A 24,035-nucleotide genomic window follows, 5' to 3' on the forward strand; every position below is an offset into this window, starting at 1 on the left:
GTGTGTCCGATCTTCACCCTTGCGCTCTCCCTCACGCCAGGGGAATACCCACCCAACAACATCGGAAAGCGGCCGGTTGTAGGGTCGACGTGTTCAACACCCGTCGGAGCTGGCCCGACTTGCTGGTACGCGGGGCGGTTCGAGGCAGGAAACGGCAGGAGATATGAGCGTGCAGCAGGAGGCCGGATCCGGCACCGGCAGCGGTGTCGCCCTTGAGGTGTGGATCGACCAGGACCTCTGTACCGGCGACGGGATCTGCGTGCAGTACGCGCCGGAGGTCTTCGAGCTGGACATCGACGGTCTGGCGTATGTGAAGGGCGCGGACGACGAGCTGTTGCAGGCGCAGGGGGCCACCACCCCGGTGCCGCTGCCGCTGTTGAACGACGTGGTGGACTCCGCGAAGGAGTGTCCGGGCGACTGCATTCATGTACGGCGCGTTTCGGACAGGGTCGAGGTTTACGGTCCTGACGCGGAGTGACCGCTGGGTTTCCGCGCGTCACCTGACGTGGCGTGGGAATCGGCCAACGAAAGGGGCCCGTGCCGCCGTTCCCGGCAGGCACGGGCCCCTTTCGTGTGTCGCGGGTCAGATGCTGCGAGCCTCCGCGGGCGTGGAGCGCACGAACGCATTGCCCTTCCACTGCCACTTGGCCTTGTCCTGGGTGTCGGGGCAACAACTGGGGACGGCCGGGCTGGAGTAGCCGAGGAGTGTCGCGGTGACGGCCCCGTCGCGTACCGCTACGTCGTCGGCGGTGAGCCGGTCCTTGGGGTCGACGAGGGTGGCGACGATGCGCGGCTCGGCGCGGGTCTCCTGGGGCTGGGTGAGGACGTAGACGCCGTTGGGCGGGGTGCCGGAGCCGGCGTCGCAGCGGACCACGGCGACGGTTTCCGGCCTGCCGTCACCGTCGAGGTCGCCGGTGGCCTTCTTCACCACGAGGATCTTGGCGGGGCCGCAGTCGAGCGGGAAGTGGACGGCGGCTGGGTCGGGCGGTGCGGCGGTGGTTCTGGTGCTTACGGGCTGCGTTCCCGGCTGGGCCGCGGTGGCCGCGCCGGGCTGCAGGAAGGAGGAGGCCGCGACGACGGCCGATACGGCCGCGGCGGTCGCGAGCCAGTGGATGGGGCGGGTGGTGGTGTGCGCCAGTTCCGGGACGGCGGGGTGCTGCACTAGGAGTGTCTCCTGTGAGGGCTGTGCCGGTGGGGGTGGCCAGCATCGTGCCATACCTCACAGTGTGGGGGAACGTCAGGGTCCGCTGATTCTCGGGTTCCTCACGCTGTCTTGCCGTATCGTGCGCGCCGCTTGTCAACGAACGGGCGCCGCCGCCGAGTTCCCTCGGTGTGACGGGGAACTCGGCGGCGGCGCCTGTGCGTTGTGCGGGGTGTTCGGGTCAGCGTCCGGGGTTGCCGCCGTCCGCGTTGGGGCCCGAGTAGTCCTCGCCGTAGGCGCCCTTGGCGGGGCGGCGGCGGCGCATGGGCGGCTCGACGCCGTCCGCGAGGCGGCGGGCGGTGAGGAGGAAGCCGGTGTGGCCGATCATGCGGTGGTCCGGGCGGACGGCCAGGCCCTCGACGTGCCAGTTACGGATCATCGACTCCCAGGACGTCGGCTCGTTGAAGCAGCCGATCTCGCGGATGGACTCGACGGTCCGCGCGAGCTGGGTGGTGGTGGCGACGTAGCAGCAGAGGATGCCGCCGGGGACGAGGGCCTTGGAGACGACCTCGAGGCACTCCCAGGGGGCGAGCATGTCGAGGATGACGCGGTCCACGTCGGCGTCGCTCAGGTTGTCCTGGAGGTCCCCGACGGTGAGCTGCCACGCGGGGTGGGAGCCGCCGAAGTAGCGCTCCACGTTCTGCGTGGCGATCTCAGCGAAGTCCTCGCGGCGCTCGTAGGAGTGCAGCATGCCCTCGTCGCCGATGGCGCGCAGCAGGAAGCTGCTCAGCGAGCCGGAGCCGACGCCTGCCTCGACGACGCGCGCGCCGGGGAAGATGTCGGCGAAGGCCAGGATCTGCCCCGCGTCCTTGGGGTAGACCACGGCGGCGCCGCGGGGCATGGACAGGACGTAGTCGGGGAGCAGGGGGCGCAGCGCGAGGTAGGCGACGTTTCCGGTGGTGCGGACAACGCTGCCCTCGGGAGCGCCGATCAGCTCGTCGTGGGGGAAGGAACCCTTGTGGGTGTGGAAGTTCTTCCCGGCCTCGAGCGTGAACGTGTAGTGGCGGCCCTTGGGGTCGGTCAGCTGTACCTGGTCCCCGACCTTGAAGGGCCCGCGTCGGCGGGCGGCACCGGTCGGTTCGGACATGTGACCAGCCTACCGGTCCGCGGAGGGGCCGCGGACCAGGGGCGCGGGGCGGTCAGGAGGGGCGGGCCATGGCCTTGACGAAGGCGCGCTCCACGTCGGCAGCGGACAGGACGCCGTAGATGGCGCCGCTCTCCTCGACGACGAGGTACTCGGTGGCGGGGGTGGCGCGGAGGGTGTCGAGGAGTTCCTCGCCGGCGAGTTCCGCGGAGACGCGCATGCCGTCGGTGAGGTCCTGGGCGAGTCCGCTGACGGCGACCCAGGGGCGGCGGTGTTCGGGTACGCCGACGATGGCGGCCTCGCGGACGAGGGATCTGGGTTCTCCGTCAGCATCGACGATGACGAGGGCGCGGGCTCCCGCCTCGTTGGCGCGGCGCAGTGCTTCGGAGAGGGGGGTGGCGCTCTCGACGGGGACGGCGCGGCGGGTCAGGGTGCGGGCGCGCAGTTCGGGGAGGTGTTCACGCAGGCGGGCCATGCGGAGGCTGTTGCCGGCGCCGGTCCAGATGATCGCGGCGAGGATGGCTGCGAGCAGGGCGTCGGTGACGGTGTCCATGCCGCTGACGTCCGCGGCGCCTTCGCCGAGGGCTCCGGACTGGGTGATCAGGGGCAGTCCGATGAGGACGGTGATGGCGAGGGCGCGGCCGACCCAGGCGGCGGCGACGGTGCCGCTCATGGGCTTGCCGGTGATCTTCCAGACGACGGCGCGGAGCATGCGGCCGCCGTCGAGGGGCAGGCCGGGCAGCAGGTTGAACGCGGCGACGATGAGGTTGGAGATCATCAGGCCCGCGAGCAGGACGCCGGGCACGGTGCCGGCTTCCACGACCAGCATGCCGAGGTAGAAGACGCCGGCCAGGACGAGGGAGAGCAGCGGTCCGACGAAGGCGAGGACGAACTCGCGTCCCGGCGTCTCGGACTCCTTCTCGATCTCGGACACCCCGCCGAAGAACTGCAGTTGGATGCGGCGCACCGGCAGTTTGAATCGGAGGGCGGCGACGGTGTGGGCGAGTTCGTGGACGAGTACGGAGGCGTAGAACGCGACCGCGAAGAACAGGGAGACGAGGTAGCGGGTGGCGCCGAGTCCGGGCAGGACGTGGTCGAGCTGGCCGCCGAAGACCCAGGTGATGAGGGCGGCGACGAGGAACCAGCTGGGCGCGACGTAGACGGGGACGCCGAAGGGGCGCCCCATGAGCAGTCCGCCCCGGGGCTCGGGGGCCTTGGTGGGGCGGCGGCCGCTGGTCGCCGGGGTTCGGTCGGCTGGGGGGTTGCCCTGGGGGCCGGGGTCCTGAGCGGGCGGGGGTGCGTCATCGCCCCTGCCCGTGCCGGCCTTGGTGAACGGGTCCGGGCCGGGGGTGGTGTCCGGGTCCGGGCCTGGAGTGGTGTCCGGGGCCGGGGCGGAGGTGTCGCCCTGGTCGGGCGGGGTGGTGTCGTCGCCGTCGGCCGGGGTGGCGGGCTCGGGGTGCTCCGTGTGCGGGGGGTCTTCCGGATCCCGAGGGGTCTGTGGGACGGAGTTCGCGCGGTCCGCGCCGTTGACGGGTGTTGGGTGCGTGGGGCCGGGGCGGGCGGCCTGGTGGTCGTCCGTCGTACCGCTGCCGGGCTGCGGCCGGCCGCTCTCGTCCACGGTGATCCCTCGGTCCCCTCGTCAGAAATCCCTCGCTCCTGCCGTTGCACGATCATGCAGGGCGAGGGGGTCTGCCGTCGATGGTATGCGTCCGGTGTGGCGTTGCCCTCGTCGACTCCCCTGCGGGGCCGCCGGGCCCCGGTTCCCGGGACGCCGGCGACGCGTTCGTAGCTGACTGTCAGTGGCGGCCCGTATGGTCTGTCGTCATGGAAACCAGCACCGAAGGGGCCACCGCGGCCGCTCGCCCTGCGTCGCTCTCGCCGTCGCGCGCGAGCGACTTCATGCAGTGCCCGTTGCTCTACCGGTTCCGGGTGATCGACAAGCTGCCCGAGAAGCCGAGCGAGGCGGCGACCCGCGGCACGCTGGTGCACGCGGTGCTGGAGAGACTGTTCGACGCGCCCGCGGGCGAGCGGACGGCCCCGCGGGCCAAGTCGCTCATCCCCGGCCAGTGGGACCGGCTGCGTGAGGTGAAGCCGGAGCTGGCCGAGCTGTTCGCGGACGACGGCGAGGGCGAGCGGATGGCGCGCTGGCTCGGGGAGGCCGAGCAGCTCGTCGAGCGCTGGTTCACGCTCGAGGATCCGACGCGGCTGGAGCCCGCCGAGCGGGAGCTGTTCGTCGAGGCCCAGCTGGACTCGGGCCTGAAGCTGCGCGGCATCATCGACCGGGTCGACGTCGCGCCGACGGGCGAGGTCCGGATCGTCGACTACAAGACGGGCAAGGCTCCCCGCCCCGAGTACGCGGAGGGCGCCCTCTTCCAGATGAAGTTCTACGCCCTGGTGGTGTGGCGCCTGAAGGGCGTGGTGCCGCGGCGGCTCCAGCTGGTCTATCTGGGCAGCGGTGACGTGCTCACGTACGACCCGGTGGTGGAGGACCTGGAGCGGGTGGAGCGCAAGCTGCACGCGCTGTGGGACGCGATCGAGCTGGCCACGGAGACGGGTGAGTGGCGGCCGCGGCCGACGAAGTTGTGTGGTTGGTGCGACCATCAGGCGGTTTGCCCGGAGTTCGGTGGGACTCCCCCGCCGTATCCGCTTCAGATCAGGGTGTCCGGGTCGGAGAGCAGCTAGCAGGGCAGAATGGGGCCGGACTACCGAAGGAGAGTTACGTGGCGATCCGCGTCCTACTGGTCGACGACCAGCCGCTGCTCCGTACCGGGTTCCGGATGATTCTGGAGGCCGAGCAGGACATCGCGGTCGTCGGCGAGGCCGGAGACGGCCTGCAGGCGCTCGACCAGGTCCGTGCCCTGCAGCCCGATGTGGTGTTGATGGACATCCGTATGCCGCGGATGGACGGTGTCGAGGCGACCCGGCAGATCACCGGCCCCGGCCGGGACGGCCCGGCGAAGGTGCTCGTCCTGACCACGTTCGACCTCGATGAGTACGTGGTGGAGGCACTGCGCGCCGGCGCCAGTGGCTTCCTGCTGAAGGACGCTCCGGCCAATGAGCTGGTGCAGGCGATCCGGGTGGTCGCGGCGGGCGAGGCGATGCTCGCGCCGAGCATCACGCGGCGGCTGCTCGACAAGTACGCGGACCATCTGCCGTCGGGTGACGAGCCGGTGCCCGACGCGCTGCACACACTGACCGAGCGTGAGGTCGAGGTCCTGAAGCTCGTGGCGCGCGGCCTGTCGAACGCGGAGATCGCGGCGGATCTGTTCGTCAGTGAGACGACGGTGAAGACCCATGTCGGCCATGTGCTGACGAAGCTGGGGCTGCGCGACCGCGTGCAGGCGGCGGTGTACGCGTACGAGAGTGGTCTGGTGCGTCCCGGCGCCCAGTGAGGCCGAGCGTCTGAAGGAACGGTCCGGTGGCCGCCTCCCGCGAAGGGGGGCGGCCACCGGTCTGTTATGCGGTGCCCTTGCTGATCTCCCAGAAGCGGAACACGGTCGACGCGTCGAGGCAGGATTCCAGGCCGTAGACGCTGTCGCGGGCGATGGCGTACTGCTTGGCCTGCCAGACGGGCAGGACCGGCAGTTCGTCGGCGACGATGTTCTGGAGCTGCTCGAAGTCCCGGTCGGTGGAGGCGCGGTCGCTCTGCGCCCCGGTCTCCGGGATGATCTTCCCGGTGATGGTGCTGTTGGTGTAGTTGTTCCCGAGCACGTTGCCGGCGCCGAAGAACGGCTGGGTGAAGTTGTCGGGGTCCGGATAGTCCGGGACCCAGCCCTTCACGTACACGCCGTACTTGCCGGTCTTGATGTCCTTCTCGTACTGGCCGAACTCGATGGACTTCATGTCGGCGTCGAACAGGCCGCTCGCGTTGAGCTGCTTGGCGATGGCCGACAGTTCCTGGTCGGTGGCGGGGCCGTAGCGCGAGGGCGTCGACCAGAGGGTGATCTTCACCTTGCCGGTGATGCCGTCGGCGCGCAGCGCGGCGCGGGCCTTCGCGGGCGAGGGGTGGGCCCCGTAGGTGTCGAAGAAGGCCGTGTTGTGGCCGCTGATGCCCGCCGGGATGATCGAGTACAGCGGGGTGGCGGTGTCCTGGTAGACCTCGTCGACCAGGGCGTCGCGGTCGATCAGGTACGCCATGGCCTTGCGTACGGACAGGCGTCCGGCGACGGGGTCCTTCATGTTGAAGACCAGGTGCTGGACCTCGGCGCTGGTGCCCTCGACGACGTCCATGCTCTGGCTCGTCGAGGTGGAGTTCTCGATGCCGGCGATGTCCTTGGCGGCGAGTCCGCGGTAGGCGAGGTCGATCTTGCCGCCGACGAGGGCCTTCTTCAGGCCGGTCTGGTCGCCGTGGAAGAACTTGATGGTCATGCCGGAGTTCTGGACCTTCGCGGTGCCCTTGTAGTCCGGGTTGACCGAGAAGACGGCCTGCTTCTTGTCGAAGGAGTCCAGCTTGTAGGGCCCGGAGCCGACGGCCTTGCCGTCCGTGCGCAGGCCGTCCATCGAGTACGCGGCGTGATCGACGATCGATCCGGCGCCGGACGCGATCTTGCTCGGGAACGTGGCGTCCGCGTGCTTCAGCTTGAAGACGACGGTCTTGGCGTCGGGCGTCTCGACCTTGTCGAGCATGGGGAACATGATCGCCGGGCCGGCCTCGTCAGCGATGTTCATCATGCGGTCGAAGGAGAACTTGACGTCCTTCGAGGTGAGCTTGTGGCCGTTGCTGAAGGTGAGGCCGTCGCGCAGGGTGCAGGAGTAGACGCGGGTGCCGGTGTCCGTGAAGGAGCACTCCTTGGCCGCTTCGGGCTCCGGCTCGGTGCTGCCCTTGGGGAAACTCAGGAGTGACTGGAACACGTTGTTGAACAGCAGCCACGACCCCGGGTCGTAGCCGGACGCCGGATCGGTGGCCTGAATGTCGTCGGACATTCCCATGACCACGGCTTCGCCCTGCCCGGCGGCGTCCGACTCGTCGGTGCCACAGCCCGCCAGCAGAGCCGCGGTGAGTCCCGTCCCGAGGGGCAGGATCAGCCACTGGTTGCGCATTCTCACGTACGTGCCTTGTCGTCAGTGGTGCGGAAATCGGGCGAGCCGGCCGTCCTGGAGGGGAAGGCCGGCTCGCGCTGGGATCAGCCGCTCACGCCGCGGCCGAGCTCCCAGAGCTGAAGGATCGAGGAGGAGCTGAGCGCCCACTCGACTCCGGTGATGTCGTCGCGTGCGGCGACGTACTGCTTGCCCTGCCACAGGGGAAGGACCGGCACGTCGTCGGCGACGATGTTCTGGATGCTCGTGAGGCTCTTGGAGGCGGTCAGCCGGTCGGCCTCACGACGGGACTCGGGGATAAGCTGGTCCCGGATGGTGCTGTTCGCGTAGGGGGACGCGAGGAAGTTGTCCTTGTCGAGGAACGGCGCGATGAAGTTGTCGGCGTCGGGGAAGTCGGGGAACCAGCCCAGGCCGTAGACGTCGTACTTGCCCTTGAGTTCGGACGAGCGGTACGTGTCCCAGGCGTCGCCCTTGATGTCGACGTCGAACAGGCCGCTGGAGTTGAGCTGCTTCTTGAGCACCTCGAACTCCCGCTTGGTGGCGGGGCCGTAGTGGTCGGTCGTGTAGTGCAGGGTCAGCTTCACCGGGGTGGTGATGTTGGACCGGGACAGGATCGAGGCGGCCTTGGAGACGCTCGGCTCGCTGTACTTGTTGAAGAACGAGTTCGTGTGGCCGGTGATGCCGGCGGGCACGAGCGAGTACAGCGGTTCGGCGGAGGTGCCGTAGACGTCGGCCGTGAGCTGGCCGCGGTCGACTATCTGCGCCATGGCCTGGCGGACGGCCTTGCTCTTGACCACGGGCGCGCTGGTGTCGAATCCGAGGTAGCGGATCTCCATGCCCGGCATCTCGACCAGGTTGATGTTCTTGCTCGGGTTGTCCGAGAGCTGCTTGATCTGCTCCGGCGACATGGTGCGCGTCATCATGTCGACGTCGCCCTTTTCGAGGGCCTTGCCCATGGCGGGCGCGTCTGCGAAGGAGACGAGCTCCACCTGGTCGTTCTTCGGCTTCAACTGCCCCTTGTAGTGGGGGTTCTTGGTGAAGACGGCCTTGACGAGGGTGTTGTTCTTGACCTTGGCGTCAAGGGTGTACGGGCCCGAGCCGTCGACCGCGAAGCCGTTGCGCAGCTTCCCCTTCGTGTAGTCGTCGGGGTTGACGATGCCGGCGGTGGGTGTGGCCAGCTTGTACGGGAAGGTGGCGTCGGGGCTCTTCAGGTGGAAGATGACCTCGCTGCGGCCCTTGGTCTCGATCGTGTCGATGCTCGAGAGCAGTGCGGAGGAGCCGCTGTCGCTCTTGATGCCGAGCACCCGGTCGATGGAGAACTTCACGTCCGAGGCGGTGACGGGGGTGCCGTCGGCGAACGCGAGGCCCTTGCGCAGGGTGCAGGAGAAGCGCTCGTTGCCGGTGTCGGTGAAGCCGCAGGTCTGTGCGGCCTCGGGGACCGGCTCGCCGCCGCCGCGCGGCATGGCCATCAGGGTCTGGATGGTCTGGCGCAGCACGTTCCAGGAACCCGCGTCATACGCGTACGCGGGGTCGAACGGGGCCGGGACCGCCTTCGAGGCCACGAACCGGTCGGTGGTGCCGACGGCGATCGGGTCGCCGTCCTTGCCCCCGCTGTCGGACCCGCCGCACGCGGCGAGCACAGGCGCGAGCAGGCCGATGACGGCCGGCAACACCAAAGTCTTGCGGTTCATGCTCGAAGTTCTCCAGAGCTTGTCGATCCTGTGGGCCCGGCAACAGGGGGTGGTGCCGACGGGACACAAGGGGGTACGGCGATGTTCTCGCGACGACATTAATGCGCATGGCGAGGTGATCCGAAGGCGCCGGAGCCATGGGTTCATCACGCTGCGAAACCGGGTGTGGACGCACCGATAACCCCACAGGGGTCGCTTCGGCTCAGGGTCCGACCAATCGGGACACAAGGTCACTCAGGGTGGCGCGGGGGGTGGGGTCGCAGCATAGGTCCACACACCTGTCGACCCCACGTCGAGTGGGAAAGCTCACACGCTCAACTGGGTTGCCTGGCATTGTTTTTCGGCCACGCGCGAGGGGCGTTATCGAGGGTTTCAGAGGCCCATCAGCCCATGCAGGAAAGGCAGGTTGACGTGTTCGAGCGAGGGGACGACGGTGCGCCGGTGGGCGGGTGCGATGGGGGCCACGGAGGGTACGGCGACGACGTGACAGCCGGCCGCCTCGGCGGCGGCGACACCGGTCGCGGTGTCCTCGATGACAGCGCATCTGGCCGGATCCGCACCCAGGCCCGCGGCGGCGAGCAGATACGGGTCGGGGTGCGGCTTCGTCCGCTCGACCTCGTCACCCGCGACACTGAGCGCGAAGTACTCGGGTCCGAGCGAGCTCAGGACCCGGTCGATGATGCGCCGGTGCGAGGCGGACACGAGGGCCGTGGGCACTTCGTGGGCGGCGAGTTCGGCGAGGAGGCGCGCGGCGCCCGGCATGAGCGGCAGGGTGCGGCTGATGCGCTCCTCGAAGCCGTCGTTGAGCAGCACGGTCAGCTCGGGCAGCGTGATGTCCGCGCCGGTCACCTCGATGAGGAATCCGGCACTGCGGGTCATGGGACCGCCGACGACGACTTCGCGCCACGCCTCGTCGAGCACGTGCCCCAGCGAGCCGAAGACGGCGACCTCGGCGTCCCACCAGAAGCCTTCGGTGTCCACCAGAGTGCCGTCCATGTCGAGGAGCACGGCCTGCAGGGCGGAGCCTTCGGCCGTTCGGGTACCGAGAGCGGGGACCGTACTGGTCATCCGGGCACACCTCCGTGAGGGACGAGAAGGCCGGCCGCCTCCTTTTGACGGGAAGGCAACCGGCCTGCACTGGACCGACCAGTGTACGACTCGATCAGGTCAGCGCGCGTTGAAGTACTTCGCCTCGGGGTGGTGGATGACGATCGCGTCCGTGGACTGCTCCGGGTGGAGCTGGAACTCCTCGGACAGGTGGACGCCGATGCGCTCGGGCTCCAGGAGCGTCGCGATCTTGGCGCGGTCCTCGAGGTCCGGGCACGCTCCGTAACCGAGCGAGAAGCGGGCGCCGCGGTACTTGAGCGCGAACATGTCCTCCATCTCGGCCGGGTCCTCACCGGAGAAGCCCAGCTCCGAACGGACCCGCGCGTGCCAGTATTCGGCGAGCGCCTCGGCCAACTGGACGGACAGGCCGTGCAGTTCGAGGTAGTCGCGGTACGAGTTCGACTCGAAGAGCTTGGCGGTCTCCTCGCCGATCCGGGAGCCGACGGTGACGACCTGGAGGCCGACGACGTCGGTCTCGCCCGACTCCTCGGGACGGAAGAAGTCCGCGAGGCACAGGCGGCGGCCGCGGCGCTGGCGGGGGAAGGTGAAGCGGGTGCGCTCGTTGCCCTGCCCGTCGAGGATGATCAGGTCCTCGCCCTTGGACACGCACGGGAAATAGCCGTAGACGACGGCCGCTTCCAGCAGGTTCTTGGTGTGCAGCTCGTCCAGCCAGCCGCGCAGACGCGGGCGGCCCTCGGTCTCCACCAGCTCCTCGTACGTGGGCCCGTCGCCGGTGCGCGCCTGCTTGAGGCCCCACTGGCCCTTGAAGAGGGCGCCCTCGTCCAGCCAGGACGCGTACTCCTTGAGCTGGATGCCCTTGATGACGCGGGTGCCCCAGAACGGGGGCTCGGGGACCGGGTTGTCGGTCGACGTGTCGGAGCGCGCGGGCTCCTCGTCGGGCCGCTCCTCGATCTGTACGGCGCCGGCCTTGACCCGGCGCTGCTTGAGCTCGGGGAGGGTGGCGCCGGGGACGCCCCGCTTGACGGCGATGAGCGCGTCCATGAGGCGCAGGCCCTCGAACGCGTCGCGGGCGTAACGGACTTCGCCCTCGTAGATCTCGTGGAGGTCCTGCTCGACGTAGGCCCTCGTCAGGGCCGCGCCGCCGAGGATGACGGGGAAGTCGGCCGCCATCTTGCGCTGGTTGAGCTCCTCCAGGTTCTCCTTCATGATCACGGTGGACTTGACGAGGAGTCCGGACATGCCGATGACGTCGGCCTTGTGCTCCTCGGCGGCTTCCAGGATCGCGGAGACGGGCTGCTTGATGCCGAGGTTGACGACGTTGTAGCCGTTGTTCGACAGGATGATGTCGACGAGGTTCTTGCCGATGTCGTGGACGTCGCCGCGCACGGTGGCCAGGACGATGGTGCCCTTGCCCTCGGCGTCGGACTTCTCCATGTGCGGCTCCAGATAGGCCACCGCGTTCTTCATGACCTCGGCGGACTGGAGGACGAACGGCAGCTGCATCTGGCCGGAGCCGAAGAGTTCGCCGACGACCTTCATGCCGTCCAGGAGCGTCTCGTTGACGATTTCGAGGGCGGGGCGGGTCTGCAGCGCCTCGTCGAGATCGGCCTCCAGGCCGTTCTTCTCGCCGTCGATGATGCGGCGCTTGAGGCGCTCGTCCAGGGGCAGTGCGGCCAGTTCCTCGGCCTTGCCGGCCTTGAGGGACTTCGCGGTGGCGCCCTCGAACAGCGCCATCAGCTTCTGGAGGGGGTCGTAGCCCTCGGCGCGACGGTCGTGGATCAGGTCGAGGGCCGTCTGCACCTCCTCCTCGGTGAAGCGGGCGATGGGCAGGATCTTCGACGCGTGGACGATCGCCGAGTCGAGGCCCGCCTTCACGCACTCGTCGAGGAAGACCGAGTTGAGGAGGATGCGGGCGGCCGGGTTGAGGCCGAAGGAGATGTTCGACAGACCGAGCGTGGTCTGCACGTCGGGGTGACGGCGCTTCAGCTCACGGATCGACTCGATGGTGGCGATGCCGTCCTTGCGCGACTCCTCCTGGCCGGTGCAGATGGTGAAGGTGAGGCAGTCGATGAGGATGTCCGACTCGTGGATGCCCCAGTTGCCGGTGAGGTCGTCGATGAGGCGCTCGGCGATGGCGACCTTGTGCTCGACGGTGCGGGCCTGGCCCTCCTCGTCGATGGTCAGCGCGATCAGGGCGGAGCCGTGCTCCTGCGCGAGGCGCGTGACCTTCGCGAAGCGCGACTCGGGGCCGTCGCCGTCCTCGTAGTTGACGGAGTTGATGACCGCGCGGCCGCCGAGCTTCTCCAGGCCCGCCCGCAGGACGTCGACCTCGGTGGAGTCCAGGACGATCGGCAGCGTGGAGGCGGTGGCGAAGCGGCCGGCCAGCTCCTCCATGTCGGCGACGCCGTCGCGGCCCACGTAGTCGACGCAGAGGTCGAGCATGTGCGCGCCCTCGCGGATCTGGTCGCGGGCCATCTCGACGCAGTCGTCCCAGCGGCCTTCCAGCATGGCCTCGCGGAACTTCTTGGAGCCGTTGGCGTTCGTGCGCTCGCCGATCGCCATGTACGAGATGTCCTGGCGGAACGGGACCGTCTGGTAGAGCGAGGCGGCGCCCGGCTCGGGGCGCGGCTCGCGGACGGTGGGGGTGAGGCCGCGGACGCGCTCGACGACCTGGCGCAGGTGCTCGGGCGTGGTGCCGCAGCAGCCGCCGACGAGGGAGAGCCCGTACTCGCGGACGAACGTCTCCTGGGCGTCGGCCAGCTCGGGAGCGGTCAGCGGGTAGTGCGCGCCGTTCTTGCCGAGGACGGGCAGGCCGGCGTTGGGCATGCAGGACAGCGGGATGCGGGAGTGGCGGGCGAGGTAGCGCAGGTGCTCGCTCATCTCGGCCGGGCCGGTGGCGCAGTTCAGGCCGATCATGTCGATGCCGAGGGGCTCCAGGGCGGTCAGTGCCGCGCCGATCTCGGAGCCGAGGAGCATCGTGCCGGTGGTCTCGACCGTGACCGAGCAGATCAGCGGGAGGTTCGCGCCGGTGGCGTCGAGGGCGCGGCGGGCGCCGATGATCGAGGCCTTGGTCTGGAGCAGGTCCTGCGTCGTCTCGACGAGGAGCGCGTCGGCGCCGCCGGCGATCATGCCCTCGGCGTTCTGCTGGTAGGCGTCGCGCAGTGTCGTGTACGCGGCGTGACCGAGGGTGGGCAGCTTGGTGCCGGGGCCCATGGAGCCGAGGACCCAGCGCTGCTGTCCGGTGCTCGTGGTGAACTCGTCGGCGACCTCGCGGGCGATGCGCGCGCCGGCCTCGGAGAGCTCGAAGACGCGCTCGGGGATGTCGTACTCGCCCAGGGCCGCGAAGTTCGCGCCGAACGTGTTCGTCTCGACGCAGTCGACGCCGACCGCGAAGTACTCCTCGTGGACCGAGCGGACGATGTCGGGGCGGGTCACGTTCAGGATCTCGTTGCAGCCCTCGAGGTCCTGGAAGTCCTCAAGACTGGGGTCCTGTGCCTGGAGCATCGTGCCCATCGCGCCGTCGGCCACGACCACGCGGGTGGCCAGGGCTTCACGGAGGGCATCGGCTCGGGTCCGGCCGGCGGGGTCGGTGGTCGGATCGGGCGTTGGCAACGAGGCCATGAAAGTGCTCCCTGAGGTGCGACGGCTGTCGGCTTTGCGGCTCCCATGGAGGAGGCGCACCCGGTCAGGGTAGCCGGGCCGGTGGTTTCTCCGCGGAGGCGTCCACTGGCCGGAACGGCCATGTGGCGCGTGGTGCGGGTGGGTCCCGAACCGGGGCGTCGAGCCAAACGGTGCGAAATATAGGCTCCTCGCGTATTCGCACGAGGTCGGCAACGACCGATAGTGTTCAGCATTGTCGAACGTTGCTCGGCGAGAGGATCGAGGGAGGAAGGGCTGGGATGGCACGGAACATCCAGTCACTCGAGCGGGCCGCCGCCATGCTGCGGCTCCTCGCGGGCGGTGAGCGCCGGCTCGGCCTCTCGGACATCGCCTCCGCGCTGGGCCTGGCCAAGGGCACGGCGCACGGCATTCTGCGCACGCTTCAGCACGAGGGCTTCGTCGAGCAGGACGCCGCGTCGGGCCGCTACCAGCTGGGCGCGGAGCTGCTGCGCCTCGGCAACAGCTATCTCGACGTGCACGAGCTGCGGGCGCGCGCCCTGGTGTGGGCGGACGACCTGGCGCGCTCCAGCGGCGAGAGCGTCTACCTCGGCGTCCTGCACCAGCAGGGCGTACTGATCGTGCACCACGTCTTCCGGCCCGACGACAGCCGTCAGGTCCTGGAGGTCGGGGCGATGCAGCCGCTGCACTCCACGGCGCTCGGCAAGGTCCTGTCGGCCTACGACCCGGTGGCGCACAGCGAGGTGGTCGAGGTGGACCGCAAAGTGTTCACGGGGCGGACGGTGAGCGACCTCGTGGAGTTCGAGACCGTCCTCGACCTGACCCGCGCGCGCGGGTACGCGGACGACGTCGAGGAGACCTGGGAGGGTGTCGCCTCCGTCGCGGCCCCGATCCACGACCGGCGGCGCATGCCCGTCGGCGCGGTCGGCATAACCGGCGCCGTGGAGCGTGTGTGTGCCGAGGGGGAGCTGCGCCCCGAGCTCGTCGCCGCCGTGCGGGACTGCGCCCGCGCCGTCTCCCGCGACCTGGGCGCCAGCCGCTTCTGAGCGCCCCGCGCCGCTTCGCCGGCGTCATCCGTACGGACCGAAGGCCCCGCTTCCCGGCGGGGCCTTCGCCGTTTCAACATGCATGCCGCACCTTTACGGGCCACCATCGACGAACGCGCAGTCCAGACACGGAACCGATAGCCCGATTCGATCAATAACGATCGAGTTTTCGATAACAGAACCCTTGACTAGCGAGTAACCCCGGGGTGAGACTCGCGTCCATCGGTCGGCATTGTCGAACACCTACCGGCAATAGGCGTTAGAGTGTGGCAAGCCAGGGCCGGAAACGCCCTCACCTGAGGGCGCGAACCACCGGAGAGGGACCCGGGGTTCGGCTTCCCCTGGACGAAGGACAAAGGAGTCGCGGGTGTCCAGCTCCGACATCTTCATCGGCGAGACCATCGGTACCGCCGTACTCATCCTGCTGGGCGGTGGCGTGTGCGCCGCCGTCACGCTGAAGCGCTCCAAGGCGCGCAACGCCGGCTGGCTCGCGATCACTTTCGGGTGGGGCTTCGCGGTACTGACCGGTGCCTACCTGGCAGGGGGCGTGTCAGGCGCCCACCTGAACCCGGCGGTCACCATAGGTCTCGCCATCGAGGGCGGCACCAAGTGGAGCGACGTACCGATCTACCTGGGCTCGCAGCTCCTGGGCGCGATGATCGGCGCCCTGCTGGTCTGGGCGACGTACTACGGCCAGTTCCACGCGCATCTGACCGACCCGGAGATCCTCTCCGCCCCGCCGGCCGAGGAAGGCATGATCCAGGAGAAGGCCTCGCCCAAGGCGGGCCCGGTGCTCGGCATCTTCTCGACCGGTCCTGAGATCCGGAACGTCGCGCAGAACCTCGTCACGGAGATCATCGCCACGGTCGTGCTCGTCCTGGCCATCCTCACGCAGGGCCTGAACGACGGGGGCAACGGCCTGGGCGTCCTCGGTGCCATGGTCACCGCGTTCGTCGTGGTCGGCATCGGCCTCTCCCTCGGCGGGCCCACGGGCTACGCGATCAACCCGGTCCGCGACCTCGGACCCCGCATCGTGCACTCCCTGCTGCCCCTGCCGAACAAGGGTGGCTCCGACTGGACGTACGCCTGGATCCCGGTCGCCGGCCCCCTCATCGGCGGCGCCATAGCGGGCGGTCTCTACAACATCGCCTTCAAGTAGGCGACAGACCCCCTACGCAACCTCCGCCAGAGCCGCACCGAGCACTTCCAGGAGCAGACCGTGACCGACGCACACACCGCGGGCCCGTTCATCGCAGCGATCGACCAGGGCACCACCTCCAGCCGTTGCATCGTCTTCGACAAGGACGGCCGGATCGTCTCCGTCGACCAGAAGGAGCACGAGCAGATCTTCCCGAAGCCGGGCTGGGTCGAGCACAACGCGACCGAGATCTGGACCAACGTCCAGGAGGTCGTCGCCGGGGCCGTCACGAAGGCCGGCATCACCCGCGACGACATCAAGGCCATCGGCATCACCAACCAGCGCGAGACGACGCTGCTGTGGGACAAGAACACGGGTGAGCCCGTCCACAACGCCATCGTCTGGCAGGACACCCGCACCGACGCCCTGTGCAAGGAGCTCGGGCGCAATGTGGGCCAGGACCGCTTCCGCCGCGAGACGGGCCTCCCGCTGGCCTCCTACTTCGCCGGCCCCAAGGCCCGCTGGCTGCTCGACAACGTCGAGGGGCTGCGCGAGCGCGCCGAGGCGGGCGACATCCTCTTCGGCACCATGGACAGCTGGGTCATCTGGAACCTGACCGGCGGTGTCGACGGCGGCCACCACGTCACCGACGTGACCAACGCCTCCCGCACCATGCTGATGAACCTGCACACCATGGAGTGGGACCCGAAGATCGCCGAGTCGATCGGCGTCCCGCTGGCCATGCTGCCGGAGATCCGTTCCTCCGCCGAGGTGTACGGCGAGGTCACCGGCGGCCGGCTCGGCGACCTCCTCGGCGGCATTCCCGTCGCGTCCGCGCTCGGCGACCAGCAGGCGGCCCTGTTCGGCCAGACCTGTTTCTCCGAGGGCGAGGCCAAGTCGACGTACGGCACCGGCACCTTCCTGCTGATGAACACCGGCGACAAGCCGGTCAACTCGTACAACGGCCTGCTGACCACCGTCGGCTACCGCATCGGCGACCAGAAGGCGGTCTACGCCCTGGAGGGCTCGATCGCCGTCACCGGTTCGCTGGTGCAGTGGATGCGCGACCAGATGGGCCTGATCTCCACCGCCGCCGAGATCGAGACGCTCGCGTCGTCGGTCGAGGACAACGGCGGCGCCTACTTCGTACCGGCCTTCTCCGGTCTGTTCGCCCCGTACTGGCGCTCCGACGCCCGCGGTGTGATCGCCGGCCTGACCCGGTACGTCACCAAGGCGCACCTCGCGCGCGCCGTGCTCGAGGCCACCGCCTGGCAGACCCGTGAGATCACCGACGCCATGACGAAGGACTCCGGCGTCGAGCTCGCGGCGATCAAGGTCGACGGCGGCATGACCTCCAACAACCTGCTGATGCAGACGCTCTCGGACTTCGTGGACGCCCCCGTGGTGCGCCCGATGGTCGCCGAGACGACCTGCCTCGGCGCCGCCTACGCCGCCGGTCTCGCCGTCGGCTTCTGGTCCTCGACCGACGAGCTGCGCGCCAACTGGCGCAGGGCCGCCGAGTGGACCCCCAACATGGCCGCGGAGAAGCGCGACCGTGAGTACAAGAGCTGGCTCAAGGCCGTCGAACGCTCCATGGGCTGGCTCGACGAAAGTGGCGAGGAGTAAGACATGACCACCCTGCAGAGCGTCCCTGCCCTCGGGACGCATCCGGCCGTCGGCTCGACTGCGTCGTTCAAAGCAGCGAGCCGCGCCGAGACCCGGGAACAGCTCTCCAAGGCGCAGTACGACCTCCTGGTGATCGGCGGCGGAATCCTGGGCATCTCCACCGCCTGGCATGCCGCGCAGTCGGGACTGCGGGTGGCCCTGGTGGACGCCGGTGACTTCGCCGGCGCCACCTCCTCCGCCTCCTCCAAGCTCCTGCACGGCGGTCTGCGCTACCTGCAGACCGGCGCGGTGAAGCTGGTGGCGGAGAACCACTTCGAGCGGCGTGCGGTGTCGCGTCAGGTGGCACCGCACCTCGCCAACCCGCTCACCTTCTACCTGCCCGTCTACAAGGGCGGCCCGCACGGCGCCGCGAAGCTGGGCGCGGGCGTGTTCGCGTACAGCGCCCTGTCGGCGTTCGGTGACGGTGTCGGGCACCTGCTCTCCCCCGCGAAGGCGCAGCAGGACGTGCCCGAGCTGCGGACGGAGAACCTCAAGGCCGTGGCCGTGTACGGCGACGACCAGATGAACGACGCGCGCATGGCCCTGATGACGGTCCGCGCGGCCGTCGACTCCGGCGCCGTGGTCCTCAACCACGCCGAGGTCACGGGCCTGCGCTTCACCCGGGGCCGGGTCACGGGCGCTGACCTCAAGGACCGCGTCGACGGCGAGGAGTTCGGCGTGAACGCCCGCCTCGTGCTGAACGCGACCGGCCCCTGGGTCGACCACCTGCGCGCCATGGAGGACCCGAAGGCGGCCCCCTCCATCCGCCTCTCCAAGGGCGCCCACCTCGTCCTCAAGCGCACCTCGCCGTGGAAGGCCGCGCTCGCGACCCCGATAGACAAGTACCGCATCACGTTCGCCCTGCCGTGGGAGGACATGCTGCTCCTCGGCACGACCGACGAGGAGTACGAGGGTGACCCGCGCGACGTGTCGGTCACCGAGAAGGACACCGCCCAGATCCTGGACGAGGCGGCCTTCTCCGTACGGGACCAGCAGCTGAAGCGGGATCTGATCACGTACTCGTTCGCGGGTCTGCGCGTGCTGCCCGGCGGGCCCGGCGACACGTCCAAGGCCAAGCGCGAGACGGTCGTCACCGAGGGCCGCGGCGGCATGCTGTCCGTGGCCGGCGGGAAGTGGACGACGTTCCGCCACATCGGCCGCACGGTCATGAAGAAGCTGGAGTCCCTGCCGGGCCGGCCGCTGGGCGAGGACTTCGAGCCGGTCAGGGAACTGCCGAAGCGGATGCCGCTGCCCGGTGTCGCCAACCCGCGCGCCGTCGCTCACCGCCTCCTGGTCGACAACCCGGCCCCCGGTCCGCGCATGGCGGCCGACACGGCCAAGCACCTGGCCACGCACTACGGTTCGCTGGCCTTCGACATCGCGCGGATGGCCAACGAGAACCCGGAGCTCGGCGAGCGGGTCCACCCGGACGCCCCGGAGATCTGGGCGCAGGTCGCCTACGCCCGCGACCACGAGTGGGCCGAGACGGCGGACGACGTGCTGCGCCGCCGCACCACACTGACGATCCGGGGCCTGGCCACGGACGACGTGCGGGCCAAGGTCCAGGACGTGCTCGACAAGAAGTAGGTCCCCCTGGACTTCACTGACTTGAGGGGCGGCTGCCACGGGGGGAGCCGCCCCTCTCGCATGTCCCGGTGCGCTGCCACACCGCGTACATACGCCCGCAACGCCCGGGCGCGAGAGTGGGGACATGAAGTTCCAGGTCCTGTCCATCATCGGCCATGCGCCGCACCCCCTCACCGGTGAACTCCCGTCCGCCGCCGACCGGTTGGCGCAGGTCGTCGACGTCGGTGTCGCGGCGGAGGAGTTCGGCTACGACGCCTACGCGGTCGGCGAGCGGCACGCGGGGGCGTTCCTGTCGTCGAGCCCGACGGTGGTGCTCGGCGCGCTGACCGCCCGTACGTCCCGCATCAGGCTGCTGACCGGCGTGACGGTCGTCGCGATCCTCGATCCGGTGCGGGTCGCCGAGGACTACGCGACGCTCGACCAACTCTCGCGCGGACGCGTCGAGTTGGTGATCGGCAAGGGCGCGGAGGCCGGTCACTTCGACCTGTTCGGGCTCGACGAGGCGCGCCAGTGGGACCTCCAGCAGGAGAAGTACGAGCTCCTCCGGCGGCTGTGGAGCGAGGAACGCGTCCACTGGGAGGGCGAGTTCAGGCCCGCCCTGAGGAACGTGACGACGGTGCCGCGCCCGTACGACGGACCGCCGCGCGTCTGGCACGGCTCGGCGACCTCGCTCAACTCCCCCGAGCTGGCGGCCAGGCACGGCGACCCGCTGTTCACGGCCAACGCCATCCAGCCGCGGGCGGCCTACGCGAAGCTCATCGACCACTACCGGGAGCGGTTCGAGGCGTACGGGCACGATCCGGCGCGGGCGCATGTCGCGGCGGGCTCGGGCGGCCTGCTCATCGCCGACTCGCACGAGCGGGCGGTGGCGCGCTTCAAGGAGCTGTACGAGGCGAAGGTCGCCCAGTCCTTCAGGCCGCATCTGGACGGCAGGGCGGGCTACAACACGCCGTTCCGCACGATCGAGGACGCCATCGCGGACGGGCCCCAGCTGATCGGTTCGCCGCAGCAGATCATCGACAAGATCCTCGGCTACCACGAGGTGTACCGGCACGACCTCCAGTCGATCACCGTCGACGCCTTCGGGCAGGGGACGGCCGAGCAGGTCGAGACGCTCCAGCGGTTCGCCGAGGAGATCGCACCGGTGATCAGGAAGGAGGCGCCCAGCTCCCTGTGGGAGTGAGCGCCCGCGTTCCGAAAAGCCTCCGGAAGCCGCGTCGTCTCTAGGAGACCGCTTCGTCCGGGGTGTCCGAGGCGAGGATGGAGTTCTCCAGCTTGCGCAGCAGCCGGGCGAGCTGGCGGCACTCCGCCGGGGAGAGCTCGCCGAGCATCCGGCGTTCGTTGTCCAGGTGCTCGGTGAACACCTCGTCGACCGTGGCGAGCCCGGCGTCCGTGAGTCGCGAGTGGACGACCCTGCGGTCGTCCGCGTCGCGCTCCCTGACGATCAGGCCGTCCTTCTCCAGGCGGTCTATGCGCAGGGTGACCCCGGCCGAGGAGACGAGCCCCTGGTCGGCGAGCTGTCCGGCGGTCAGGCGGTACGGCGCGCCGGAGCGGCGCAGCGCGGTCAGCACGTCGAACCCGGCGACGGAGAGCCCGTGCCGCTCTATCGACGCGATGAGCTTGGTGTTGTACCGCAGGAACGAGCGGTGCAGCCGGGCGAGGACCTCCAGCGGGGCCGTGTCCAGCTCGGGCCGCTCACGCGCCCAGTCCTCGATGACCTCCGCCACGGCATCACGCCGTGCCGTCTTCCGTTCAGTCATCCCCGTCCCCTCGGCCGCTCCCGGGCGTGACGCGATGTCCTACGCCCCTGAAAATCCTACCCCTGAAGGGATCGGGGGGTGGAAGCGCGTCGGGCGAAGAGGCGGATCACGGCGATCGTGACGAGCACGGCCGCGGCCGGGACCGCGGCCTTCCGAAGGAGGACGGGCAGCGCGGCCGCGCCGAGATCCACCGCCTCGAGCTCGCGGGCCGGGGACGAGAGCGCCGCCGCCGGTTCCATGGTGGCCGGTTCCCTCAGCAACTCCTCCAGGCGGTCGGCGAATTGCCGCACGATGCGGTCGCCCACCTCGGTCATGATGCCGCGGCCGAACTGGGCGGGGCGGCCGGTGATGTCGAGGTCGGTGCGGACGCGGACCCGGGTGCCGGCCGGGTCGGCGGTGAGCGACGCGGTGACGGTGGCGGACGCGGTGCCCGCGCCCCGGGTCTCGCTGCCGCTGAGGTCGAGGACCATCGAGCGGCCGCTCTCGTCGCGGGTCACGGTGCCCTCGCCGCGGTAGCTCATCTGCACGGCGCCGACCTTCACCTTGACGCGTCCGGTGAACGCGTCGCCGTCGAGGGTGTCGAGCACGGCGCCCGGCATGCAGGGGGCCACTCGGCCGAGGTCGAGGAAGAGTTTCCACGCGTCGTCCGGCGCGGCCGGGACGGTGAAGGAGTGGTCGAGTCGCATGGGTGGGTGTCCAATCGTCGGGGTGGAGCGGCGCCGGGTCAGCGGGCGGCCGTGGGCCGGCCGGCCTCGCGGAGCAGGTCGCGTACGCGGCTGGGTGAGAGGGGGCCGCGCCGGACCACCACGCCGAAGGGGCGCAGCGCGTCCTCGACGGCGTTTGCGATGACGGCCTGAGGGGCGATGGCGCCGCCCTCGCCGAGACCCTTGACGCCGAGGTCGTTCATCGGGCTCGGGGAGTGGATCTCGTCGAGGTCGAGGTCGGGTATCTCGGACGAGGTCGGCACCAGGTAGTCCATGTAGGTGCCGGTACGGGGCTGGCCGTCGGGGCCGTAGACCATCTCCTCGTAGAGCGCGCCGCCGATGCCCTGGGCGATACCGCCGGTGACCTGGCCCTCGGCGATCATCGGGTTGACGATGACGCCCGCGTCGTGGACGGCCACGTAGTGCAGGATCTCGGTCTCGCCGGTGTGTTCGTCGACCTCGACGACGACGGCGTGCGCGCCGCTCGAGACGGCGAAGCCGGGCGGGCGGAAGTGCACGGTCTCGCTGAGCTCGGTGCCGTGCCGGCCGTCGGTGGGCTCGGGGGTGCCGGGGAGGGGGGCCCGGCCGGCGAGTTCGGCCAGGGTGAGGGCCGGCTCCTCGGCGGTCTTGGACATGATGACGCCCTCGCGCAGGTCGAGGGCGTCGGCGGGGACACCGAGCCGACGGGCCGCGGCCTCGATGATCTTCTCGCGGACGAGGCGGCCGGCCCGGTGCGTGGCGTTGCCCGCGTTGACGAGGGCCCGGCTGGCGATGGTGCCGACACCGAAGGGCGTGGCGGAGGTGTCCCCGCCCACCACGTCGACGACGTCGAAGGGCACCCCGATCGCGTCGGCGGCGATCTGCGCCATGGACGTGCGATGTCCCTGCCCCTGGGAAGGCGCGCCGATCGCCAGCTTGACCCGGCCGCTGGGCGCGATGTCGATGCGCGCGGTCTCGAACGGGCCGAGTCCCGTCGCCTCGATGTACATCGCGAAGCCGACCCCGACGAGCCTGCCGTCGCGGGCGCCCTCACGCTGCCGGGCGCGCACCCCGTCGACATCGGCCTTGGCGACGGCGCGCCGCAGCAGCTCGGGGAAGTCCCCGGAGTCGTACGACTGCGGCTTGCCGGAGCGGTCGACGAGGCCCGTCGCGTAGGGCATCTCGTCGGGACCCACGAGGTTGCGGGCCCTCAACTCGGCGGGTTCGAGGCCGAGTTCGACGGCGAGGCGGTCCATCGCACGCTCCTTCGCGAAGACGGTCTCGGGGCGGCCCGCTCCCCGGTAGGGAGTGGCGAAGGTGGTGTTGGTGAGGACGCCGACGACGTCGATGTCCACGTGCGGCACGCGGTACGGCCCCAGGAGGTGGCACACCGAGTTGTAGGGCACGACCAGGCCGGTCATGTTGTACGCGCCGAAGTTGACGGTGATGCGGTCGCGTACGGCGAGGAGGTGGCCCTGTGCGTCCGCGGCCAGTTCGATGCGGTGGATCTGCTCTCGGGCGTGCGAGGAGGCCGTCAGGTTCTCGTTGCGGTCCTCGCGCCAGAGCACGGGGCGGCCCAGGACGCGGGCCGCGTACGGGACGAGCATCTCCTCGACGTAGAGGATGCCCTTCTGTCCGAAGCCGCCGCCGACATCGGTGGCGATGACGCGGACGCGTTCCGCGTCGAGGCCGAGCGTGTGCGCCGTGGCCTCCCGCACCCGGTGCGGGGTCTGGGTGTTGGACCAGACGGTCAACTCGCCGCTGTACGGGTCGACCTGGGCCGAGACCGCGCGGGTCTCGATGGGCGAGGCGACATAGCGGTGGGCCCGGAACTCCTCACTGACGACGGTGTGGGCCGAGGCGAACGCCGCGTCGGGGTCGCCCACCTTGGTGGCCACGGCGACGGCGGTGTTGTCGCGCAGCTCGTCGTGGAGCAGCGGCGCGCCGTCGGTCAGCGCGTGGTCGGGGTCGACGAGGACGGGCAGGGGCGCGTAGCGGACGTCGACGAGTTCGAGGGCGTCCTCGGCGAGGTAGCGGTTCTCGGCCAGGACGACCGCGACGGGCTGGCCGACGTAGAGGACCCTGTCCGTGGCGAGGAGCGGCATCGGGGTGATCGCGACGTACGGGTCGAGGAGTTCGGCGAGGCCGGGCGGGGTGCGCAGCTCCTCCCTGTTGAGCATGGCGGGCAGGTGGGCGACGTCGGCGCCGGTCCAGACGGCGACGACCCCGGGGGCGGCGAGCGCGGCGGTGACGTCGACCGACCGGATGCGGGCGTGGGCGTGCGGGCTGCGCAGGAAGGCGGCCTCGGCGGCGCCGGGCAGGGCGACGTCGTCGACGTAGCGGCCGTCGCCCCGCAGGAGGCGGTCGTCCTCGACGCGCGGAACGGGGCGGCCGGTCCAAGGGCCGCCGTCCGGCGCGGGCTGCTGGGATGCGTGGGATGGTCCGTGGGACATACGG

At 70.0% G+C, this 24,035-nt stretch carries 18 protein-coding genes; 8 read left to right on the forward strand and 10 right to left on the reverse strand.

Annotated features, from left to right (window positions below; genetic code table 11):
* Positions 1–163: 163 nt before the first annotated feature.
* Positions 164–478: a ferredoxin gene (locus ACIPWY_RS25905; RefSeq protein ID WP_362905838.1), complete on the forward strand. Its 315-nt coding sequence runs from the start codon at positions 164–166 to the stop codon at positions 476–478.
* A gap of 105 nt (positions 479–583) precedes the next feature.
* Here ACIPWY_RS25905 and ACIPWY_RS25910 read toward each other — a convergent pair whose 3' ends face one another.
* From ACIPWY_RS25910 to ACIPWY_RS25920, 3 genes are all read right to left on the reverse strand, one after another.
* The gene (locus ACIPWY_RS25910; RefSeq protein ID WP_393703919.1) at positions 584–1,162 is read right to left on the reverse strand and encodes a hypothetical protein; all 579 of its coding nucleotides are present in this window, start codon (positions 1,160–1,162) and stop codon (positions 584–586) included.
* A 220-nt stretch (positions 1,163–1,382) separates the two neighbouring features.
* The gene (locus ACIPWY_RS25915; RefSeq protein ID WP_362905834.1) at positions 1,383–2,288 is read right to left on the reverse strand and encodes a tRNA (adenine-N1)-methyltransferase; all 906 of its coding nucleotides are present in this window, start codon (positions 2,286–2,288) and stop codon (positions 1,383–1,385) included.
* A gap of 52 nt (positions 2,289–2,340) precedes the next feature.
* Entirely contained in the window at positions 2,341–3,903 is a 1,563-nt protein-coding gene (locus tag ACIPWY_RS25920) for a site-2 protease family protein (protein WP_401535194.1), read from the reverse strand.
* Positions 3,904–4,109: 206 nt separating this feature from the next.
* Here ACIPWY_RS25920 and ACIPWY_RS25925 point away from each other — a divergent pair, with 206 nt between their 5' ends.
* Together ACIPWY_RS25925 and ACIPWY_RS25930 are read left to right on the forward strand one after the other, a co-directional pair.
* Positions 4,110–4,967, forward strand: coding sequence for a RecB family exonuclease (locus ACIPWY_RS25925; protein ID WP_362905830.1), 858 nt, complete (start codon positions 4,110–4,112; stop codon positions 4,965–4,967).
* A 38-nt stretch (positions 4,968–5,005) separates the two neighbouring features.
* Positions 5,006–5,677 carry a response regulator transcription factor gene (locus ACIPWY_RS25930; protein WP_362905828.1) on the forward strand — a complete coding sequence of 224 codons (672 nt, stop codon included), beginning with the start codon at positions 5,006–5,008 and terminating at the stop codon, positions 5,675–5,677.
* Between the two features lie 64 nt (positions 5,678–5,741).
* On the opposite strand, the gene ACIPWY_RS25935 is transcribed toward ACIPWY_RS25930, so the two are convergent.
* The 4 genes from ACIPWY_RS25935 to metH form a co-directional block, all read right to left on the reverse strand.
* A complete protein-coding gene (locus ACIPWY_RS25935) occupies positions 5,742–7,331 on the reverse strand; it encodes an ABC transporter substrate-binding protein (protein WP_362905826.1) in 1,590 nt (529 codons plus the stop codon).
* A 77-nt stretch (positions 7,332–7,408) separates the two neighbouring features.
* Complete coding sequence (locus ACIPWY_RS25940) at positions 7,409–9,013, reverse strand: ABC transporter substrate-binding protein (RefSeq protein WP_362905824.1); 1,605 nt, start codon at positions 9,011–9,013, stop codon at positions 7,409–7,411.
* 372 nt (positions 9,014–9,385) lie between these two features.
* Positions 9,386–10,081 (reverse strand): HAD family phosphatase, encoded by a 696-nt coding sequence (locus ACIPWY_RS25945; protein WP_362905822.1) that lies wholly within the window; start codon positions 10,079–10,081, stop codon positions 9,386–9,388.
* 99 nt (positions 10,082–10,180) lie between these two features.
* The gene (gene metH / locus ACIPWY_RS25950; protein ID WP_362905820.1) at positions 10,181–13,702 is read right to left on the reverse strand and encodes a methionine synthase; all 3,522 of its coding nucleotides are present in this window, start codon (positions 13,700–13,702) and stop codon (positions 10,181–10,183) included.
* Positions 13,703–13,980: 278 nt separating this feature from the next.
* On the opposite strand from metH, the gene ACIPWY_RS25955 reads away from it, so the two are divergent.
* The 5 genes from ACIPWY_RS25955 (at position 13,981) to ACIPWY_RS25975 (ending at position 20,318) form a co-directional block, all read left to right on the forward strand.
* Positions 13,981–14,745 (forward strand): IclR family transcriptional regulator, encoded by a 765-nt coding sequence (locus tag ACIPWY_RS25955; RefSeq protein WP_362905818.1) that lies wholly within the window; start codon positions 13,981–13,983, stop codon positions 14,743–14,745.
* A 367-nt stretch (positions 14,746–15,112) separates the two neighbouring features.
* The gene (locus ACIPWY_RS25960; protein ID WP_401535202.1) at positions 15,113–15,904 is read left to right on the forward strand and encodes an MIP/aquaporin family protein; all 792 of its coding nucleotides are present in this window, start codon (positions 15,113–15,115) and stop codon (positions 15,902–15,904) included.
* Positions 15,905–15,964: 60 nt separating this feature from the next.
* Positions 15,965–17,509, forward strand: a complete 1,545-nt coding sequence (gene glpK, locus ACIPWY_RS25965; RefSeq protein ID WP_362905814.1) for a glycerol kinase GlpK — start codon at positions 15,965–15,967, stop codon at positions 17,507–17,509.
* 3 nt (positions 17,510–17,512) lie between these two features.
* The gene (locus tag ACIPWY_RS25970) at positions 17,513–19,135 is read left to right on the forward strand and encodes a glycerol-3-phosphate dehydrogenase/oxidase (RefSeq protein WP_362905812.1); all 1,623 of its coding nucleotides are present in this window, start codon (positions 17,513–17,515) and stop codon (positions 19,133–19,135) included.
* A 124-nt stretch (positions 19,136–19,259) separates the two neighbouring features.
* Positions 19,260–20,318 (forward strand): LLM class flavin-dependent oxidoreductase, encoded by a 1,059-nt coding sequence (locus tag ACIPWY_RS25975; RefSeq protein WP_362905810.1) that lies wholly within the window; start codon positions 19,260–19,262, stop codon positions 20,316–20,318.
* A gap of 40 nt (positions 20,319–20,358) precedes the next feature.
* Here ACIPWY_RS25975 and ACIPWY_RS25980 read toward each other — a convergent pair whose 3' ends face one another.
* Genes ACIPWY_RS25980 through ACIPWY_RS25990 form a run of 3 tightly spaced genes read right to left on the reverse strand, consistent with a single transcriptional unit; the run spans position 20,359 to position 24,031 of the window.
* The gene (locus ACIPWY_RS25980; RefSeq protein WP_401535207.1) at positions 20,359–20,895 is read right to left on the reverse strand and encodes a MarR family winged helix-turn-helix transcriptional regulator; all 537 of its coding nucleotides are present in this window, start codon (positions 20,893–20,895) and stop codon (positions 20,359–20,361) included.
* 56 nt (positions 20,896–20,951) lie between these two features.
* Entirely contained in the window at positions 20,952–21,581 is a 630-nt protein-coding gene (locus ACIPWY_RS25985) for an SRPBCC family protein (RefSeq protein ID WP_401535210.1), read from the reverse strand.
* 38 nt (positions 21,582–21,619) lie between these two features.
* Positions 21,620–24,031 carry a xanthine dehydrogenase family protein molybdopterin-binding subunit gene (locus ACIPWY_RS25990; RefSeq protein WP_401535213.1) on the reverse strand — a complete coding sequence of 804 codons (2,412 nt, stop codon included), beginning with the start codon at positions 24,029–24,031 and terminating at the stop codon, positions 21,620–21,622.
* Positions 24,032–24,035 lie beyond the last annotated feature (4 nt).

Origin of the sequence: Streptomyces sp. NPDC090032 (assembly GCF_044748025.1) — a bacterium.
GTDB lineage: Bacteria > Actinomycetota > Actinomycetes > Streptomycetales > Streptomycetaceae > Streptomyces.